The following is an 18,604-nucleotide window of genomic DNA, read 5'->3' as shown; positions in this document are numbered from 1 at the left end:
TTTTTTGCCCGTGATATCAGGCCCGGAACTGCCCCAGGCTGGCCTTGAGCTGCGCTGCCAGACCATCCAGCACCTTGCCGCTGGCCGTGGTCTCGACCACCGCCTGAGCGGCTTTCTCCGCCTGGGCATGAATCGTCTCGACCCGACCGCGCACGGCCTGCGCACCCTGAGCCTGATGCGCCGCCGCCTGAGTCGCCAGACCAATCGCCGCATGCACCTGCTCGACCGACGCCTGCACCGACTGCTGCAAACGCGCACTGTCACGCAACACCAGCAAACCTTCGCTGGCCTGACGCCCGGCCTGACCTATCGCCTCAACCGCCTCACGAGCGCCCTGCTGCAAGGCCACGATGTGCGCCTGAATGTCACCGGTGGAGCTCTGAGTCTTGCTCGCCAGCGCCCGCACTTCGTCCGCCACCACCGCAAAGCCACGACCGGTCTCCCCGGCCCGGGCCGCCTCGATGGCGGCGTTGAGCGCCAGAAGATTGGTCTGTTCGGCGATGCCGTGAATCACGGTCAGTACCACTTCGATCTGTTCGCTCTGCTGCGCCAGCCGCTCGATGACTTTCGCCCCGGTGTCGACCTGCCCCGCCAGCGCCTCGATCAGGCTGCCGACCTTGGCCGACGTGCGGGTGTTCTCGTCGGTGGCCTGACGAATATCCACCACCTGCTTCAGCGCCGCTTGCATCGCATGACTTTCCGACTGCGCCTCATCAGCCATTTGCGACAGCGCGCGCAGGCTTTCAGCAACCTCATCGCGTTGCATCCCGGCAGCCGCATCGGCACCGGCATTGCGCAGCGTCATCGCGCCGATCTCCACACCGGTGCGCTGGGCCACATCCCCGGCCTCGCGCACGATCGGCTGCAACTTATCCACAAAGCGATTGACCGCCGACGCCATGTCGCCGATCTCGTCCTTACTGTTGATCTGCACACGTTTGGTCAGATCACCCTCGCCCGCTGCCAAGTCGTCCATGGCGGCGTTGAGCATCTTCAAACGGTTGACCACGCGGTGGCCGAGAACCACCGCCAACAGCAACAGCACGCCAGCGCCGACCAGCGCCAGCCCCATGCCGATACGCCAGCGCAGTGTGGCAGCGGCGTCCTGTACGGTGTTGGTCGTGTTGGCTTTCATCTCGGCGGCGGTGGACTGCGCCGACTGCAGGCGCGCGCGCATGGCCGTGGCGCTGTCGGCGGCGGCGCCCTTGAGACTGTCGCCGACCAGTTGATCGCTGCTGGCGATGAGTGCCGAGAAGCGCTGATCGAGTGCCGCCAGATCGGTGTCCACCGAGGCCATCGAGACGCCCATCAGCACTTTGCCGATCTCCACGCCGTTGGGGTTGATCGAGGCTTCGAGGTAATAGACCGAGGGATCATGCTTCGCCGCATCCAGCACCTTATCCAGCGCCCGCTCGCCCTGACCTTTTTCCAGAAGGGCCTTGTTGATCGGGTTTTCACGGTTGAGATAGCGGGTCAGATGCTGGCCGGTGGCGTCGTCGTAAACCACGAACAGCACGTTGGGATTGCGCTGGGCCCGACGGGCGAACTCGGACAGGGTCGGCACATCGCTGTCCCACATGGCGCGAGGCGCTACAGAGGCGAGCAACTGGGCCATGTCGTTGGCCGAGTCCTTCAAGTCTTTTTCCAGAGTCGTACGCAGTTGTGCCTGCTCTTCCTTCAGACGCGAGGACAGGCCGGCGGTCAGCCGCTGACGAGTATTGGTGGATAACGTGTCGAGGCTCGACGTGACTTCACGCCCGGCCTGCTCCAGCTCACCGGAGAGCTTCTGGCTGTCGGCGCCCAGGCGAGTGCCCAGGTCGGCTTCCAGCGCGGTGACGGTGCTCCGCGTCAGGGCAACGGCCACCAACACCTGCACCAAAAGGGCGATACCAAGGGTAACGAATACGGGCCGCAACAAACGGCTTTGTAACAGTGAGAGAACGGCCGACACTGTGAATCCCTCTACTTCTGACGCCATTAATTTGATGGCACTCTTGTAGACAGATTCACAGCAAAGGTCATGCCGTCCAACAGGCATAAACGACAAAGGCCCCGATGAAGGGGCCTTTGTGTTTTTACATCAACGACTTATCAAGCGAACGGATGACGCAGAACGATGGTTTCGTTGCGGTCCGGGCCCGTCGAAATAATGTCGATCGGCGCGCCGATCAATTCTTCAACGCGTTTGATGTAGGCGCGAGCGTTGGCCGGCAGCTCTTCCAGGGTCTTGGCACCCACGGTCGATTCGGTCCAGCCCGGCACTTCTTCGTACACAGGCTGCAGGCCTACGTAGCTGTCAGCGTCAGTCGGCGCAACAGCGTTGCCTTGCGCGTCTTTGTAGCCGGTGCAGATGTTGATGGTTTCCAGGCCGTCGAGTACGTCCAGCTTGGTCAGGCAGATGCCCGAGATGCTGTTCACATCGATAGCGCGACGCAGGATAACGGCGTCGAACCAGCCGCAACGACGAGCACGGCCGGTGGTAGCACCGAACTCGTGACCTTGTTTGGCCAGATGTGCACCGACTTCGTCGAACAGCTCGGTCGGGAACGGGCCCGAACCTACGCGAGTGGTGTAAGCCTTGGTGATGCCCAGGATGTAGTCCAGGAACATCGGGCCAACGCCCGAGCCGGTCGCCACACCACCGGCGGTGGTGTTGGAGCTGGTCACGTACGGATAAGTACCGTGGTCGATGTCGAGCAACGAACCCTGGGCGCCTTCGAACATGATGTCTTTGCCGGCGCGACGCAGGTCGTGCAGCTCGGCAGTCACGTCCAGCATCAGCGGCTTGAGCAGCTCGGCGTATTCCTTGCACTCGGCCAGGGTCTTTTCGAACTCGATGGCAGGCTCTTTGTAGTAACCGACCAGCATGAAGTTGTGGTAGTCCACCAGTTCACGCAGCTTGTCTTCGAAGCGCGGCATGTTGAGCAGGTCCCCCACACGCAGGCCACGACGTGCAACCTTGTCTTCGTAAGCCGGGCCGATGCCGCGACCGGTGGTGCCGATCTTCAGCTCGCCACGGGCCTTTTCACGGGCCTGGTCCAGCGCCACGTGGAAGGACAGGATCAGCGGGCAGGACGGGCTGATACGCAGGCGCTCGCGCACCGGTACGCCTTTCTCTTCCAGCTTGGTGATCTCGCGCAGCAGGGCGTCAGGTGCAACCACCACGCCGTTGCCGATCAGGCACTGCACGCCTTCGCGCAGCACGCCCGACGGGATCAGGTGCAGGACGGTTTTTTCACCGTCGATCACCAGTGTGTGGCCAGCGTTGTGGCCACCTTGGTAGCGCACTACGGCGGCAGCATGTTCGGTCAGCAGATCAACGATCTTGCCTTTGCCCTCATCACCCCACTGGGTGCCCAGGACTACGACATTCTTACCCATAACACTTGTCCTCATTCGCGCAAACTTGGTGCCGGCGTTGGCCGGCAGGAAAACTCAAGAAGCCAGTGGCGATACTTGCCAAAGCCCGTTCTGCTGGATCAATTGCCGGTCGCAGTCCGCATCACGGGCGGCGGCCAAAGGTTGTCCAGGCAATGCCTGAACGACACGCTGACCCTCACTGCGCAACTGGCAAACCTGCTGCCAGAGTGCCGCATCCGTACTGTCAGGCATCCAGATACCGCCAGACGGTAGCTCGACCTCAGCACGCCCCAGGGTCACCAGGGTTTTCAAATCGGTGGAAAAACCGGTTGCCGGACGGGCGCGACCGAAGTCGGCGCCGATGTCGTCATAGCGACCGCCCTGAGCGATGGACTGGCCAACACCCGGCACGAACACGGCGAACACCACACCGGTGTGGTAGTGGTAACCGCGCAGCTCGCCCAGATCGAAGTACAGCGGCAGCTCCGGGAAGCGCGCCGACAGTCGTTCGGCAATCGCCAGCAAATCTTCCAGCGCCGCCAGAACCGGCGCCGGCGCATTGGCCAGACGCTCACGGGCAGCGCTCAAGACTTCACGGCCGCCGCACAGGTCGACCAGCGCACGCAGCATGCCGGACAGATCGGCCGGCAGGCCTTCGGTCAGGGTAATGACCTCGTCGATGGCCTTGCGTTGCAATGCATCGAACAGCTGCTGCTCGACTTCACCCGACAGACCGGCCGCCTGGGCCAGACCACGGTAGATGCCGACGTGGCCCAGGTCCATGTGCACATCCGGCACATCGGCCAGTTGCAGCATGGCCAGCATCAGGCTGATGACTTCAACGTCGCTGCTCGGGCTGGCATCGCCGTACAACTCGGCGCCCAACTGGATCGGGCTGCGCGAGGACGACAAGGCACGCGGCTGGGCATGCAGCACGCTGCCGGCGTAGCACAGACGGCTCGGGCCTTCGCGACGCAGGGTGTGCGCATCGATGCGCGCCACTTGCGGCGTGATGTCGGCACGGAAACCCATCTGCCGGCCCGATTGCGGGTCGATGACCTTGAAGGTACGCAGATCCAGGTCCTGGCCCGCGCCGGTCAGCAGGGATTCCAGGTACTCGATATGGGGAGTCACGACAAACTCGTAACCCCAGCTCTGGAACAGATCCAACACCTGACGACGCGCGACTTCAATGCGCGCCGCTTCCGGTGGCAGTACTTCTTCGATGCCATCTGGCAGCAGCCAGCGGTCTACCGTTGCCATTACGCCATTCCCCTTAGATCCGGGCGGCCAGCCCGAGGGCGAGCCTTGAGTGAAGCAGAAAATGACCGGCCCGTTCAAAACGCACGCGCATGAACGACGCGGCGAAAGGCCTGTTACCGGCTTCGCCCATCACTTTCCTCGAAAAACTGTCGGGTCATTCAACCCGATCTTCTGCAACAAAAACAGCAATCAAACGTGCAGACGCAAAAAAGCCGGGAATTTCCCGGCTGCCGCATCATACACACGTTTTCCGAAAGGATCACCCCGCCCGAGGTTTTAGCCGCCGGGCGGAATGATTCAGGTCAACGTCGTATCAAGGCTTGGACTTTTCCAGGTAACGGAAGAAGTCGCTGCTTGGGTCGAGGACCATGACGTCGGATTTGTTCGCGAAGCTTTCACGGTAGGCGCGCAGGCTGCGGTAGAAACCGTAGAACTCCTGATCCTGACCGTAGGCCTTGGAGTAGATCGCAGCGGCCTGGGCATCACCGTCACCGCGAATCTCTTCGGATTCACGATAGGCTTCAGCCAGCAGCACGCGGCGTTGACGATCGGCGTCGGCACGGATGCCCTCGGCCAGCTCGTTACCCTTGGCGCGGTGCTCGCGAGCTTCACGCTCACGCTCAGTGCTCATACGTTCAAACACGCTGCGGTTCACTTCTTTCGGCAGATCGATGGCCTTGACCCGGACATCGACCACTTCGATACCCAGCTCTTTTTCCGCCATCTTGTTCAGCGACGCCGTGATGTCGGCCATCAGCGCATCGCGCTCACCGGACACCACTTCGTGCAGGGTACGTTTACCGAACTGGTCACGCAGGCCCGACTCCAGACGACGGGACAGGCGCTCGTCGGCGATCTGCTTGAGACCGGAAGTCGCGGTGTAGAAGCGCTCGGCATCTTTCACGCGCCACTTGGCGTAGGCATCGACCATCACGGCTTTCTTTTCCAGCGTCAGGAAGCGTTGTGTCGGTGCATCCAGCGTCATCAGACGTGCGTCGAATTTACGCACCTGGTTAACGTAAGGCACCTTCACATGCAGACCCGGCTGAACATCGGCCTGAACCACGCGACCGAACTGCAGCAGCACCGCACGCTCGGTCTGAGCCACGATGTAGAAGCAGTTCCAGCCAACCAGTACCACAACAACGCCAACGATCAGGGCGATCAGCGATTTATTGCTCATCAGCGGGTCTCCCTTGTACGTGTCTGCGGCAGGTCAGTGACATGCGGCACGACATCCGTGTTGTTGCTGGCGGCGGCTGAACCGGTGACCGGTGCACTGCTGCCCGAACTGTTCTGAATCATCTTGTCCAGCGGCAGGTAAAGCAGGTTGCTCTGGCCGTTCTTGTTGCCGGTCACGAGAACCTTGCTGGTGCTGCTGAAGACTTCCTGCATGGTGTCCAGGTACAGACGCTGACGAGTGACCTCGGGCGCCTTGCGGTACTCGGCAACCAGCTTGGTGAAGCGATCGGCCTCACCCTTGGCGCGGGAGACCGTTTCGTCGCGGTAACCGTTGGCATCTTCGAGGATGCGCTGGGCCTGACCACGGGCTTCCGGCACCACGCCGTTGGCGTAGGTTTCAGCCTGGTTGCGCGAACGCTGCTCGTCTTCACGGGCGCGGATCACGTCATCGAAGGCTTCCTGCACTTCACGCGGTGCCGCTGCGCTCTGTACGTTGACCTGGGTGACGGTGATACCGGTGCGATAGGTATCGAGGAAACGTTGCAGACGCTCCTTGATCTCGCTGGCCATCAGCTCACGACCTTCGGTCAGCACCTGGTCCATCGCGGTGGAACCCACCACATGGCGCAGCGCACTGTCGGTCGCGTGTTGCAGGCTGATTTCCGGCTGGTCGACGTTCAGCACGAAGTCCTGCAGGTTGCTGATCTTGTACTGCACGGTCAGCGGCACTTCGACGATGTTCTCGTCTTCGGTCAGCATCTGGCCCTGCTTGGTGTAGGCACGCTCGCGCGTGACGTTTTCCATGTACTTCTTGTCGATCGGCGGGAAGTAGATGTTCAAGCCCGGGCCGACAGTCTCGTAGTACTTGCCGAAGCGCAGCACCACGGCCTGCTCCTGCTCGTCCACCACGTACACCGCGCTGTACAGCCACACGGCCGCCAGCACGACGAGGCCGATGCCGAGCAGGCCGCCGAAGCCGCCACTCTTGCCCGAACCGCCACCGTCATCACCACCCCGTTTCTTACCACCACCGAACAACCCGTTCAGGCTTTCCTGCAGCTTTCGGAAGGCCTCGTCGAGATCTGGTGGTCCCTTGCGGTCGCCGTTATTGCGGCGCTTGCCACCCCAAGGATCCTGATTGTTCGAGTTGCCACCCGGCTCATTCCAAGCCATAGCGCTCTCCATCTGATAAAGCAAAGACGCACCCACGGCGCGCCGACCAATGCTACAGAATGCCTGCCGTTGCGGCACAACCGCTTTTTCAGGCTTTTATTGCAAAGTGTGTTGCTCGATGAACTCCGTCGGCACAACGCCTTCACGACTGACCAGTCGATTGAGCTCCGAGCGTGGCAATCGAATGGCCAGCAAGCTGACACCTTCTTCGTCGTATTCTTCTTTCTGTACCGCGCCCAGCTCGAAGAACTGTGCACGCAGACGCGCAAACCGCTGGGGCAGACGCAAGGTTCCGACAAACAAATCACTGCCCAGCAATTCGGCAATGGCTTGCTCAAGCAATTCCAGACCAGTGCCATCACGCGCCGACAACCAGACCCGTTGAGGCTTGCCGTTTTCGTCGCGCTGGATTTGTGGCTCAACGCCTTCAAGCAAATCGAGTTTGTTATAGACCTCGAGGATCGGCAAGTCCTGGGCACCAATCTCGCCCAGCACCACCATCACCTGCTCGATCTGCAACATGCGATCCGGTTCGGCCGCATCGATCACGTGCAACAGCAGGTCGGAATTGCTCGACTCTTCGAGCGTAGACCGAAATGCCTCGACCAGCTTGTGCGGCAAGTGACGAATGAAGCCCACGGTGTCGGCCAGAACGATCGGCCCCAGGTCGTCCAGTTCCAGACGGCGCAGGGTCGGATCCAGCGTGGCGAACAGCTGGTCGGCCGCATAGACCTCGGACTTCGTCACGTTATTGAACAGCGTGGATTTGCCGGCGTTGGTGTATCCCACCAGAGACACGGTAGGGATATCCGCACGTGAACGGCCGCGGCGCGACTGCTCGCGCTGACTGCGCACTTTTTCCAGCCGCCCCTTGATCTGGCGCAGGCGAACCCGCAGCAGGCGTCGGTCGGTTTCGAGCTGGGTTTCACCCGGACCGCGCATGCCGATACCGCCACCCTGACGCTCAAGGTGAGTCCAGCCGCGGACCAGCCGGGTGCTCATGTGGTCAAGCTGGGCCAGTTCTACCTGGAGCTTGCCCTCATGGGTACGGGCGCGTTGGGCGAAAATATCGAGAATCAGACCGGTACGGTCGATCACGCGACACTCGAACACACGTTCGAGGTTACGTTCCTGACTGGGCGTAAGGGTGTGATTGAAGATCACCAGATCGGCTTCTTCGGCGTGTACCAGGTCGCGAAGTTCCTCGACCTTACCGCTGCCGATCAGGTATTTGGCGGTTGGCCGATGACGCGGTACGTTGAAAAACGCAACGGTCTCGGCGCCTGCCGAATTTGCCAGTTCCTGAAACTCCTGCGGATCTTCGCGCGCCTCAGGGTCCTGTCCATCCAAGTGAACGAGGATGACTCGCTCACCACCACCGTGGCGCTCAAAGAACAAAGGAGACTCCTATCAGGCGTTACCTGGCTCAGCGTCACCTGCTTCGGATTCGGTTGCGCTTGGCAGACGAATTGGACGAACCGGCACGACTGTAGAGATAGCGTGTTTGTAAACCATCTGGCTGACGGTGTTCTTCAGCAGGATAACGAACTGGTCGAACGATTCGATCGTGCCTTGCAGTTTGATACCGTTGACCAGGTAGATGGAAACCCCAACTTTCTCTTTACGTAAAGTATTCAAGTAAGGGTCTTGTAGCGAATGCCCTTTTGACATGTGCCGCACTCCTTTAAGGATTCAATATAAAAAATAGGTAATCAGATGGCTTTTGCCGCCACACCCCCAAGGATAGACGGCAATTGCAAGGACTCAGCTCAATATGGAGATGGTCCCAAGGTATTTCAAGGTGCGTGGCAGATTGTCGCAATCCAAACTGTCGAGCCAGTGCAAATCGTCCCAGCTGCGCAGCCAGGTAAACTGGCGTTTGGCCAATTGGCGCGTGGCGATGATGCCCCGCTCCTGCATTTCGGCCACCGTCAGCTTGCCATCCAGGTAATCCCAGACTTGGCGGTAGCCTACCGCACGTATAGACGGCAACCCGGCATGCAGGTCACTTCTATTACGCAGGGCTACGACCTCGTCGATGAATCCCTGTTCCAGCATATTTGTGAATCTTTGTTTAATGCGGTCATGCAGTACCTGACGATTTGCCGGAGCAATGGCCAAGTTCGCGACAGTATAGGGCAATTGTCGCCGTCCCGATGCCGCCGCTTCGGTACTTTGTACAGATTGTTTCAGCCGCAGTTCAGTCATGCTCTGACCGCTGACCCGATAAACTTCCAGTGCACGACTCAGGCGTTGCGGATCGTTCGGGTGAATACGCGCCGCCGATTCCGGATCAATCACTGCCAGTTGATCGTGCAGGGCTTGCCAGCCAAGGCGTGCAGCCTCTTCTTCGATCTGCGCACGAATTTCGGGATCCGCCGCCGGCATATCGGCCAGACCTTCGACCAAAGCCTTGTAATAGAGCATCGTGCCGCCCACCAGCAGCGGAATTTTTCCGCGCGCGGTGATTTCGGCCATGGCTTGCAGGGCATCGCGGCGGAAATCCGCAGCCGAATAAGCCTCGGCCGGGTCGAGAATGTCGATCAGGCGATGTGGATACTCGGCCAGCAGCTCTTTTGATGGCTTGGCCGTGCCGATGTCCATGCCGCGATAGACCAGCGCCGAATCGACACTGATCAGCTCGCACGGCAGCACCTTGGTCAGTTCGATGGCCAGGTCGGTCTTGCCCGCAGCGGTCGGGCCCATCAGGAAAATCGCTGGAGGAAGCTGGCTCATCAACGACCGCGCAGGAACAGTTTGTCCAGATCGTCCAAGCCCAGTTGGGTCCAGGTCGGTCGGCCATGGTTGCATTGACCGCTGCGCTCGGTGTTTTCCATGTCGCGCAACAGGCCGTTCATTTCCGGCAAGGCCAGGCGGCGGTTGGCGCGGATCGCGCCGTGACAGGCCATGGTGCCGAGCAGTTCGTTCAGGTGTGCCTGGATCCGGTCGCTGGTGCCGTACTCCATCAGGTCCGACAGCACGTCGCCCACCAGACGGTTGGCCTCGGCCTGCTTGAGCAGGGCCGGAATCTGCCGGATCGCCAGGGTTTCCGGGCCCAGACGCTGCAACTCGAACCCGAGACGCTGGAACCAAGCCGCATGCTCTTCAGCACAATCGGCCTCGCGCTGACTGACCGCCAGCGACTCCGGCACCAGCAACGGCTGGCCGCTCAAACCTTCGCTGGCCATAGCGATCTTCAGGCGCTCATACATGATCCGTTCGTGAGCGGCGTGCATGTCCACCAAAACCAGGCCATGGGCGTTCTCGGACAGAATGTAGATGCCCTTGAGCTGCGCCAGTGCGTAACCCAGTGGCGGAATATCTTCCTGTCCGGTCGGCAGCGCGTTGGCATTCGCCTCGGGCAGCGGCGCGAAAAACTCGCGATACGCGGCTTGGGCCTCGGCAGCCGGGACGGCAGGTTGCGGACGTGGCGTGTACTGATATTGATAAGCGCCGCCAGTGCTGACGCCCGACGAGGTATTGAACGCTGGTTGCGCTTGCGGCTGCTCCAGCAACGCATTGGCCGCCAGGCGCATCTCACCCTGCGGGCCGAACTCGCCGGCCTCGAGACCGGTGGGTCGCACGATGGCAGTAGTGACCGAGCCGGCAAGCTGATCTTCCGGTCGTACATCGCCCAGCGCACGGTGCAGGGTGCCATAAAGGAAGTCATGCACCATGCGTCCGTCACGGAAGCGCACTTCGTGCTTGGTCGGGTGCACGTTGACGTCGACCGCTGCCGGATCCACCTCGAAAAACAGCGCGAACGTCGGATGCCGGCCGTTGAAGAGCACATCGCGATAAGCCTGGCGCACCGCGTGGGCCACCAGTTTGTCGCGCACGGCACGGCCGTTGACGAAGAAATACTGCAAGTCCGCCTGGCTGCGGTTGAAGGTCGGCAGACCGACCCAGCCCCACAGGTGCAGGCCGTTGCGTTCGATCTCGATCGGCAGCGCCTGCTCCAGGAAACCCGAACCGCAGATCGCCGCCACACGCCGGGCGCGGGCCGCATCATCGTGGGCCTCGTGCAGACTGAGGATGGTCTTGCCGTTGTGACGCAAATGGAACGCCACGTCGAAACGCGCCAGCGCCAGACGCTTGATCACTTCCTGCAGGTGATCGAATTCGGTTTTTTCGGTCTTGAGGAATTTGCGCCGTGCCGGGGTGTTGAAGAACAGGTCGCGAACCTCCACCGAGGTGCCGACCGGATGCGCCGCCGGCTGCACGCGGGGCGCCATGTCGCGGCCTTCGGTCTCGACCTGCCAGGCCTGATCAGCGTCGCGGGTACGCGACGTCAGGGTCAGGCGCGCCACGGAGCTGATCGACGCCAGAGCCTCGCCCCGGAAACCCAGGCTCATCACCTGTTCGAGGTCTTCAAGGTTGCGGATCTTGCTGGTGGCGTGACGGGCCAGGGCCAGCGGTAAGTCATCGGCGGAAATGCCGCTGCCATCGTCGCGCACTCGCAGCAGTTTGACGCCGCCCTGCTCGACATCGACGTCGATACGCTTGGCACCAGAGTCGAGGCTGTTTTCCAGTAACTCCTTGATCACCGAAGCCGGGCGCTCGACCACCTCACCGGCGGCGATCTGGTTCGCCAGCCGCGGGCTGAGCAGTTCGATGCGCGCTGCGTTCAGAACCTGATTCATTCTTTGGACGCCAGTTCGGTGCCCGGAATGGTCAGGTGCTGACCGACCTTCAACTCGTCGCTGCTCAGGTTATTGGCGCTGCGCAATGTAGCGGCCGACACCTGATAACGCACCGCGATCATCGCCAGGGTCTCACCCGGACTAACCCGGTGATCACGTGGCCCCTGGGCGATCTTGCCCGAATCACGCAGCCACGCAATGTAAGTGCCCGGTGGCGGGTTCTGCTGGAAGAACTGACGCACGCCGCTGCTGATCGAACGCGCCAGCGCCTGCTGGTGGCTCGAGGCCGAGAGCTTGTTCGCTTCGTTGGCGTTGGAGATGAAGCCGGTTTCCACCAGGATCGACGGGATGTCCGGCGATTTCAGCACCATGAACCCGGCTTGCTCCACGCGCTGCTTGTGCAACGGCGTGACACGGCCGATGTTGGTCAGGACTTTCTGACCGACATTGAGGCTGGAGGTCAGCGAGGCAGTCATCGACAGGTCGAGCAGAACGCCGGCGAGCATGCGGTCCTTGTCGTCGAGGCTGACGTTGCCGGCACCGCCGATCAGGTCGGAACGGTTTTCGCTGTCGGCCAGCCAACGGGCGGTCTCCGACGTTGCGCCACGGTCGGACAGGGCAAACACCGATGCACCGAACGCGGCCGCAGACGGCGCGGCATCGGCGTGGATCGAGACGAACAGGTCGGCGCCTTTCTTGCGGGCGATTTCGGTACGGCCGCGCAGCGGGATGAAGTAGTCGCCGGTACGGGTCAGTTCGGCGCGGAAGCCTTTCATGCCGTTGACCTGACGTTGCAATTCACGGGCGATCTGCAGCACCACGTCTTTCTCGCGCTGACCGCGTGAGCCGGATGCACCCGGGTCTTCGCCACCGTGACCGGCGTCGATCACCACAATGATGTCGCGTTTGCCGGCCGGGGCCGGAGGCAGTTTGATCGCAGGCTCGGCCGGTGTCACAGGCACCGCAGGAACGGTCGCGACCGTCGGTGCCGGAGCCGGTGTTGGCGGGGGCGCGGCATCGGCCGGGTTATCGAACAGGTCGACCACCAGACGGTTGCCATATTGCGCGTTCGGCGCCAGCGAGAAGCTTTTCGGGGTGACGGCTTTCTTCAGGTCGATGACCACCCGCAGATCGGTCGGCGTACGCTGGGCCGAGCGCATGGCGGTGATCGGCGTGTTGGCGGTGGAGACTTTCAACGGCGCGCCAAGGGTGGCGCCATTGATGTCGATCACCAGTCGATCCGGTGCCGTAAGGGTGAAGACGCTGTGCTGCACCGGACCGGTCAGGTCGAACACCAGGCGCGTGTTGTCCGGCGCCCGCCACAGGCGCACGCTGTTGACCTTCGTCTCGGCCACAGCGTTGACGGTTACTGCCATCAACATCAGTCCAGCGGCAGCCACCAACGCGCGAAAGCGCATACCTAACCCCATCATTTATTTGGATTCCAACGCCAAAGCGGCACACCAGGCCTCGCCACGCGAGCCCTGGGACAAAATAGTCAGCGAACGCCCGCTGCCTTGCGGGCTAATGGTAATGGTCAGGTCGGGCTTTGGCAAAAAGCCTGCACCTTTATCGGGCCACTCGATCAGGCACAGGGCGTCGTCTTCGAAATAGTCGCGGATGCCGAGAAACTCCAGCTCTTCCGGATCCACCAGGCGGTACAGGTCGAAGTGGAAGGCGCGGATGTCACCGATCTCGTATGGTTCGACCAGGGTGAAGGTCGGACTTTTCACCGCACCGACATGCCCCAGCCCGCGAATGATGCCCCGCGACAGCGTGGTTTTGCCCATGCCGAGGTTGCCTTCGAGAAAAATCAGACCATGGCCGCCGGTCACCCGGGCGATCCGTGCGCCAAAGTCGCTCATCGCCTGTTCATCGGCCAGGTACAGGGTTACTTCAGACACGGTGCATGCTCCTCCAACAACTGACGAATGGCTGGAATCAGATCACTGGCCGCCAGCCCACGGCCGAATTTACCTTGTTGCGCCCCGGCGTTGGCGTGCAGCCAGACTGCAAGACACGCTGCGTCGAACGCATTCATGCCCTGAGCCAGCAACGCGCCGACCAGACCGGCCAGCACATCGCCGAGGCCCGCAGTGGCCATGGCCGGATGGCCTTGATGACACAACGCCAGACGCCCGTCGGGATGAGCGATCAGACTACCGGCGCCCTTGAGCACCACAACCGCTGTGTATTTTTTGCTCAGCGCCAGCGCCGCCGCCGGCCGATCAGCCTGCACCTCGGCAGTGCTGATCCCCAACAATCGCGCCGCCTCCCCCGGATGCGGCGTGATCACGCAATCCTTGGGCAGAGTGACAGCTCCGGACGCCAGCAGATTCAAAGCATCGGCATCCCACACCTGCGGCAGCGGCGCATTGGCGGCGGCCGACAGCAGCGCCCGGCCCCAGCTCGCCTGTCCAAGTCCCGGACCGACCACCAATACGGACACCTTTTCCAGCAACCCCATCAGTTGATTGGCCGACGAGGTGCCCAACGCCATGGCTTCCGGCACCCGACTCAATGCCGCCGGGACATGGTCCGGCCGGGTCGCCAGCGACACCATCCCGGCCCCGCTACGCAAGGCGCTTTCGGTACTGAGCAGAATCGCCCCGCCAAAACCGTGATCGCCACCGATCAACAGGACATGGCCAAAACGCCCCTTGTGCGCAGCCGGCGCCCGGGCCGGAAGACGCGGCAGATTAGCGGCATCGAGCCGGCGGGCGGCGACGGCAATGTCACTGCAGGTTTCGGCCGGCGCTTGCAGATCGTTGAACAACAGGTTGCCGACGTGATCCGCCGCGTCCCCGGTAAAAAGGCCAAGCTTGAGACCGATGAAGGTCACCGTGAGATCGGCGCGTACCGCGCTGCCCAGCACATGGCCGGTATCGGCACATAAGCCGGAAGGGATATCGACCACCACCACCGGCAGGCCGCTGGCATTGATTGCCGAAATTGCAGACGCGTACGGCTCGCGCACTTCACCACTCAGACCGGTGCCGAGCAGTGCATCGACAAGAATTCCGCGCAATTCACTGGAAGCAGTCCACGCAGCAATCGCAACACCTTCGGCCAATGCTTCGGCATGCGCCAGGGCCGCATCACCCTGCAATCGTTGCGGATCGCCGACGGCCAGCACCTGCACCACCCAACCCGCACGGCGGGCCAGTGCAGCGATCAGATAACCATCGCCGGCGTTGTTGCCGTGGCCGGCCAGCACCGTCAGTTCGTTCGCCGAAGGCCATTGGCGTACCAGTGCGCGCCAGGTGGCATGAGCGGCACGCTGCATCAATTCGAAGCCCGGCGTACCGGCGGCAATCAGCCGTGCGTCGAGTGCCTGCACCTGCGCGGCGCGGTACAGCGCGTCGGGTAATTGATCTTTAGTGTGCGGCATGCGTCTTCGGGCTCCGATGTCTGGCAGAATTATACGCACCTCAGCTCCGGTTTCTCTCGCCTCATGTCCGCCATCACCACAGATCTTCCCGCCCTCGCCCAATCCATCAAGGACTGGGGCCGCGAGCTGGGCTTCCAGCAAGTCGGCATCAGCGGTCTGGACCTGGCCGAGCATGAGCAGCATCTGCAGCGCTGGCTCGAGGCCGGCTACCACGGCGAAATGGATTACATGGGCGCCCACGGCAGCAAACGCTCGCACCCGGAAGAGCTGGTGCCGGGCACCTTGCGCGTGGTGTCCCTGCGCATGGACTACCTGCCAGGCGACACGCAAATGGCGCAATTGCTGGCGAAACCGGAAAAAGCCTACATCTCGCGTTATGCCTTGGGCCGCGATTATCACAAGTTGATCCGTAAACGCGTGCAACAACTGGCGGACAAGATTCAATCCGAAATCGGCCCGTTCGGCTTCCGCGCCTTCGTCGACAGCGCCCCGGTGCTGGAAAAAGCCATCGCCGAGCAGGCGGGCCTTGGCTGGATCGGCAAAAACACCCTGGTCCTGAACCGCAAGGCCGGCAGCTATTTCTTTCTCAGCGAATTGTTCGTCGACCTGCCGCTGCCGGTGGATGAGCCCCACAGCACCGAACATTGCGGCCGCTGCACTGCTTGTCTCGACATCTGCCCGACCAACGCCTTCGTCGGCCCGTATGTACTGGACGCGCGACGCTGCATTTCCTACCTGACCATCGAACTGAAGAACGCCATCCCCGAGGACCTGCGACCGCTGATCGGCAACCGCGTGTTCGGCTGCGACGATTGCCAGATCTGCTGCCCGTGGAACCGCTTCGCCCGCCCGTCCGGAGAAAGCGATTTCAAGCCACGGCACAATCTGGACAACGCCGAACTGGCCGAGCTGTTTCTGTGGGATGAAGACAAATTCCTCAGCAGCACCGAAGGCTCGCCGCTGCGCCGGGCTGGTTACGAGCGTTGGCTGCGCAATCTGGCGGTAGGATTGGGTAATGCACCATCGAGCATCCCGGTACTGGAAGCGCTCAAGGCACGGCGCGAATACCCGTCAGAGCTGGTACGCGAGCATGTGGAATGGGCGCTGAAACAGCACGCCGACCGTCAATGTTCGTCGTTATAAACGAACTTCGGCATTTCCCAATGGAAGCGAATTGCCAACAGCCGCAATAGAAAGCCACCGAACAAGGTGATCAGAATCGCCTGTTCGCTCGGCACGTTCAGGAACAGGCACAGCATGTAGCACCACGCCGCAGCAAACGAGACGCTGGCGTAGAGTTCGCGACGGAAGATCAGCGGGATGTCGTTGCAGAAGATGTCGCGCAGGATGCCGCCGAACACCCCGGTGATCACGCCGCTGACCGAAGCCACCAACATGCCGTGGCCCATTTCCAGGGCGGTCATGCAGCCGATCAGGGTGAACGCCACCAGACCGACCGCGTCGAGCACCAGAAACAGCGAGCGCAGATGGCGCATCCAGCGTGCCGTGAACACGGTGATCATCGCCGCGACCGTGGTCAGCACCAGGTATTCCGGGTGTTTGACCCAGGTCAGCGGGTAGTGCCCGAGCAGCACGTCGCGCACCGAACCGCCGCCCAATGCGGTGACGCAAGCGATCAACACCACACCGAACCAGTCCATGCCGCGACGGCCCGCAGACAGGGCGCCGGTCATGGCTTCGGCAGTAATGGCGACGAGGTAGAGCATCAACAACATGGTGGCGATCCTGGCAGGAAGGCGCGCAGTCTAGCCATTTCAGGGCGGCACCAGAAGTGCGTTTTGCTGAACGTCTGTGACGAGGGGATCTGGCTGCTGCGCAGCCAGGCGGGAGCAAGCTCCCTCGCCACAAAGGTCGCCGATCTCAGAACTTGATGAAATGCTTGCGGTAGTGCTGCAGCTCGGCGATGGACTCGCGGATGTCATCCAGTGCCAGGTGAGTGCTGCCCTTCTTGAAGCTGTCGCGCACGTCCGGCGCCCAGCGCGCGGCCAGTTCCTTGAGGGTGGAGACGTCGAGGTTGCGGTAGTGAAAGTAGCTTTCCAGCGACTTCATGTGGGTATAAAGGAAGCGGCGATCCTGGCAGATGCTGTTGCCGCAGATCGGCGACTTGCCCTTCGGCACCCACTGTTCCAGGAAGGCGATGGTTTCGGCCTCGGCCTCGGCCATGCTGATGCGGCTTTCACGCACACGCTGGGTCAGGCCGGAGTTACCGTGGGTGCGGGTGTTCCACTCGTCCATGCGGGCGAGCACTTCGTCGCTGTGGTGGATGGCGATCACCGGGCCTTCGGCAAGGGTGTTCAGGTCACTGTCGGTGACGATTGTGGCCATTTCGATGATGACATCGTTTTCCGGATCCAGACCGGTCATTTCCAGGTCGATCCAGATCAGGTTCTGCGGGTTTTGCATATTTCGGCTCCTAGGCAATGCTGCGCAGTTTAGCCTAGGGCGGCGTCCGGGCGTGCTAAACTCGCGGCCGTTTTACCTAATCGCTGCATTCTTCAGACGGAACACCCATGGCCAAACGCCAACTCAATCGTCGTCAAAACTGGCGCATCGAAAAGATTCAGGGCGAGCGCGCCGCCCGCGCCGCCAAACGCGAGTCCTCGGCTGTCGAGGCGCTCGAAGGCGGCGACCTGGGCCCGGAACAGCACGGCCTGGTGATCGCTCACTTCGGTGTGCAGGTCGAGGTCGAGGCCGTTGACGGCGAACTGGCCGGCCAGGTCTTCCGTTGCCACTTGCGGGCCAACCTGCCCGCACTGGTGACCGGTGACCGTGTGGTCTGGCGCGCCGGCAACCAGGGCATTGGTGTGATCGTCGCGCAACTGCCGCGCACCACCGAACTGTGTCGCCCGGACAGCCGTGGGCAGCTCAAACCGGTGGCCGCCAACGTCGACATGATCGTCATCGTCTTCGCCCCGCTGCCCGAGCCCCATGCGAACCTGATCGACCGTTATCTGGTCGCAGCCGAGCACGCCGGCATCCGTCCGTTGCTGCTGCTGAACAAATTCGACCTGATCGACGAACAGAACGCCCCGGCGCTGAACGCGTTGCTGGCGGTATACCGCACCTTGGGTTATCCGGTGCTGGAAGTGTCGGCGCACCACGGCAACGGCATGGAGCAATTGCAAACGCTGCTCGACGGACGCATCAGCGTGTTCGTCGGTCAGTCCGGTGTCGGCAAGTCGTCGCTGGTCAACAGCCTGCTGCCGGACGTCGAAACCCGTGTCGGCCCGCTGTCCGAATGGTCCGGCCAGGGCACCCACACCACGACCACTGCGCGACTGTTCCACTTCCCCGGCGGCGGTGAACTGATCGACTCCCCGGGCATCCGCGAATTCGGCCTGGGCCACGTCAGCCGTGCCGATGTCGAGGCCGGTTTCATCGAGTTCGACGACCTGCTCGGCACCTGCCGCTTCCGCGACTGCAAGCACGATCGCGAACCGGGTTGCGCCTTGCTCAAAGCTTTGGAAGACGGACGCATCCAGCAACAACGGATGAACAGCTACCGCTCGATCATCGCCAGCCTGCCGGAAAACGGCTACTAAGCAGCCAGACACAAAAAAGCCGCGATCAT

Annotated in this window: 16 protein-coding genes; 2 read left to right on the top strand and 14 right to left on the bottom strand. The window is 61.9% G+C overall.

Features of this window, described 5'->3' with window-relative positions; translation table 11 throughout:
- Positions 1-16: 16 nt before the first annotated feature.
- From DLD99_RS02950 to DLD99_RS02895, 12 genes are all read right to left on the bottom strand, one after another.
- A complete protein-coding gene (locus DLD99_RS02950) occupies positions 17-1,951 on the bottom strand; it encodes a methyl-accepting chemotaxis protein (protein ID WP_114881213.1) in 1,935 nt (644 codons plus the stop codon).
- A gap of 140 nt (positions 1,952-2,091) precedes the next feature.
- On the bottom strand, positions 2,092-3,381 hold the full coding sequence (locus DLD99_RS02945) for an adenylosuccinate synthase (protein WP_085711159.1): 1,290 nt from the start codon (positions 3,379-3,381) through the stop codon (positions 2,092-2,094).
- Between the two features lie 54 nt (positions 3,382-3,435).
- Positions 3,436-4,623, bottom strand: a complete 1,188-nt coding sequence (locus DLD99_RS02940; RefSeq protein WP_114881212.1) for an ATP phosphoribosyltransferase regulatory subunit — start codon at positions 4,621-4,623, stop codon at positions 3,436-3,438.
- A 313-nt stretch (positions 4,624-4,936) separates the two neighbouring features.
- Positions 4,937-5,806 (bottom strand): protease modulator HflC, encoded by an 870-nt coding sequence (gene hflC, locus DLD99_RS02935; RefSeq protein WP_027611416.1) that lies wholly within the window; start codon positions 5,804-5,806, stop codon positions 4,937-4,939.
- Positions 5,806-6,978 (bottom strand): FtsH protease activity modulator HflK, encoded by a 1,173-nt coding sequence (hflK, locus tag DLD99_RS02930; protein ID WP_085711157.1) that lies wholly within the window; start codon positions 6,976-6,978, stop codon positions 5,806-5,808. Before hflK ends, hflC begins: the two co-directional genes overlap by 1 nt.
- 96 nt (positions 6,979-7,074) lie before the next feature.
- Positions 7,075-8,376: a ribosome rescue GTPase HflX gene (hflX, locus tag DLD99_RS02925; protein WP_064379099.1), complete on the bottom strand. Its 1,302-nt coding sequence runs from the start codon at positions 8,374-8,376 to the stop codon at positions 7,075-7,077.
- Between the two features lie 12 nt (positions 8,377-8,388).
- Positions 8,389-8,649, bottom strand: coding sequence for an RNA chaperone Hfq (gene hfq / locus DLD99_RS02920; RefSeq protein WP_007902656.1), 261 nt, complete (start codon positions 8,647-8,649; stop codon positions 8,389-8,391).
- Positions 8,650-8,742: 93 nt separating this feature from the next.
- A complete protein-coding gene (miaA, locus tag DLD99_RS02915; RefSeq protein WP_114881211.1) occupies positions 8,743-9,714 on the bottom strand; it encodes a tRNA (adenosine(37)-N6)-dimethylallyltransferase MiaA in 972 nt (323 codons plus the stop codon).
- On the bottom strand, positions 9,714-11,621 hold the full coding sequence (gene mutL / locus DLD99_RS02910; protein ID WP_114881210.1) for a DNA mismatch repair endonuclease MutL: 1,908 nt from the start codon (positions 11,619-11,621) through the stop codon (positions 9,714-9,716). The genes miaA and mutL overlap by 1 nt, the downstream gene beginning before the upstream one ends.
- Positions 11,618-13,003, bottom strand: coding sequence for an N-acetylmuramoyl-L-alanine amidase (locus tag DLD99_RS02905; protein ID WP_371320912.1), 1,386 nt, complete (start codon positions 13,001-13,003; stop codon positions 11,618-11,620). Before DLD99_RS02905 ends, mutL begins: the two co-directional genes overlap by 4 nt.
- A gap of 51 nt (positions 13,004-13,054) precedes the next feature.
- Complete coding sequence (gene tsaE / locus DLD99_RS02900; protein ID WP_114881209.1) at positions 13,055-13,525, bottom strand: tRNA (adenosine(37)-N6)-threonylcarbamoyltransferase complex ATPase subunit type 1 TsaE; 471 nt, start codon at positions 13,523-13,525, stop codon at positions 13,055-13,057.
- Positions 13,513-15,012, bottom strand: a complete 1,500-nt coding sequence (locus tag DLD99_RS02895) for an NAD(P)H-hydrate dehydratase (RefSeq protein ID WP_114881208.1) — start codon at positions 15,010-15,012, stop codon at positions 13,513-13,515. Before DLD99_RS02895 ends, tsaE begins: the two co-directional genes overlap by 13 nt.
- Positions 15,013-15,075: 63 nt before the next feature.
- Between DLD99_RS02895 and queG the strand changes: the two genes are divergently transcribed.
- Positions 15,076-16,155: a tRNA epoxyqueuosine(34) reductase QueG gene (gene queG, locus DLD99_RS02890; protein WP_085711152.1), complete on the top strand. Its 1,080-nt coding sequence runs from the start codon at positions 15,076-15,078 to the stop codon at positions 16,153-16,155.
- Here queG and DLD99_RS02885 read toward each other — a convergent pair.
- On the bottom strand, positions 16,137-16,748 hold the full coding sequence (locus DLD99_RS02885) for a trimeric intracellular cation channel family protein (protein ID WP_064593093.1): 612 nt from the start codon (positions 16,746-16,748) through the stop codon (positions 16,137-16,139). The two genes, queG and DLD99_RS02885, sit on opposite strands and share 19 nt — an antisense overlap.
- Before the next feature lie 145 nt (positions 16,749-16,893).
- The gene (gene orn / locus DLD99_RS02880) at positions 16,894-17,436 is read right to left on the bottom strand and encodes an oligoribonuclease (protein WP_114881207.1); all 543 of its coding nucleotides are present in this window, start codon (positions 17,434-17,436) and stop codon (positions 16,894-16,896) included.
- Positions 17,437-17,543: 107 nt separating this feature from the next.
- On the opposite strand from orn, the gene rsgA reads away from it, so the two are divergent.
- Positions 17,544-18,575, top strand: coding sequence for a small ribosomal subunit biogenesis GTPase RsgA (rsgA, locus tag DLD99_RS02875; protein ID WP_085711151.1), 1,032 nt, complete (start codon positions 17,544-17,546; stop codon positions 18,573-18,575).
- The last annotated feature ends 29 nt before the right edge of the window (positions 18,576-18,604 follow it).

Origin of the sequence: Pseudomonas kribbensis, assembly GCF_003352185.1 — a bacterium.
In the GTDB taxonomy this organism is placed as follows: domain Bacteria; phylum Pseudomonadota; class Gammaproteobacteria; order Pseudomonadales; family Pseudomonadaceae; genus Aquipseudomonas; species Aquipseudomonas kribbensis.
This window is presented reverse-complemented; position numbering and strand designations above follow the sequence as displayed.

Coding starts and splice junctions, on each gene's coding strand:
- DLD99_RS02885 (WP_064593093.1), bottom strand. CDS start 16,748: ATGTTGTTGATGCTCTACCTCGTCGCCATTACTGCCGAAGCCATGACC.
- DLD99_RS02905 (WP_371320912.1), bottom strand. CDS start 13,003: ATGTTGATGGCAGTAACCGTCAACGCTGTGGCCGAGACGAAGGTCAAC.
- rsgA (WP_085711151.1), top strand. CDS start 17,544: ATGGCCAAACGCCAACTCAATCGTCGTCAAAACTGGCGCATCGAAAAG.
- miaA (WP_114881211.1), bottom strand. CDS start 9,714: ATGAGCCAGCTTCCTCCAGCGATTTTCCTGATGGGCCCGACCGCTGCG.
- hfq (WP_007902656.1), bottom strand. CDS start 8,649: ATGTCAAAAGGGCATTCGCTACAAGACCCTTACTTGAATACTTTACGT.
- DLD99_RS02940 (WP_114881212.1), bottom strand. CDS start 4,623: ATGGCAACGGTAGACCGCTGGCTGCTGCCAGATGGCATCGAAGAAGTA.
- queG (WP_085711152.1), top strand. CDS start 15,076: ATGTCCGCCATCACCACAGATCTTCCCGCCCTCGCCCAATCCATCAAG.
- mutL (WP_114881210.1), bottom strand. CDS start 11,621: ATGAATCAGGTTCTGAACGCAGCGCGCATCGAACTGCTCAGCCCGCGG.
- hflC (WP_027611416.1), bottom strand. CDS start 5,806: ATGAGCAATAAATCGCTGATCGCCCTGATCGTTGGCGTTGTTGTGGTA.
- orn (WP_114881207.1), bottom strand. CDS start 17,436: ATGCAAAACCCGCAGAACCTGATCTGGATCGACCTGGAAATGACCGGT.
- DLD99_RS02945 (WP_085711159.1), bottom strand. CDS start 3,381: ATGGGTAAGAATGTCGTAGTCCTGGGCACCCAGTGGGGTGATGAGGGC.
- hflK (WP_085711157.1), bottom strand. CDS start 6,978: ATGGCTTGGAATGAGCCGGGTGGCAACTCGAACAATCAGGATCCTTGG.
- DLD99_RS02895 (WP_114881208.1), bottom strand. CDS start 15,012: ATGCCGCACACTAAAGATCAATTACCCGACGCGCTGTACCGCGCCGCG.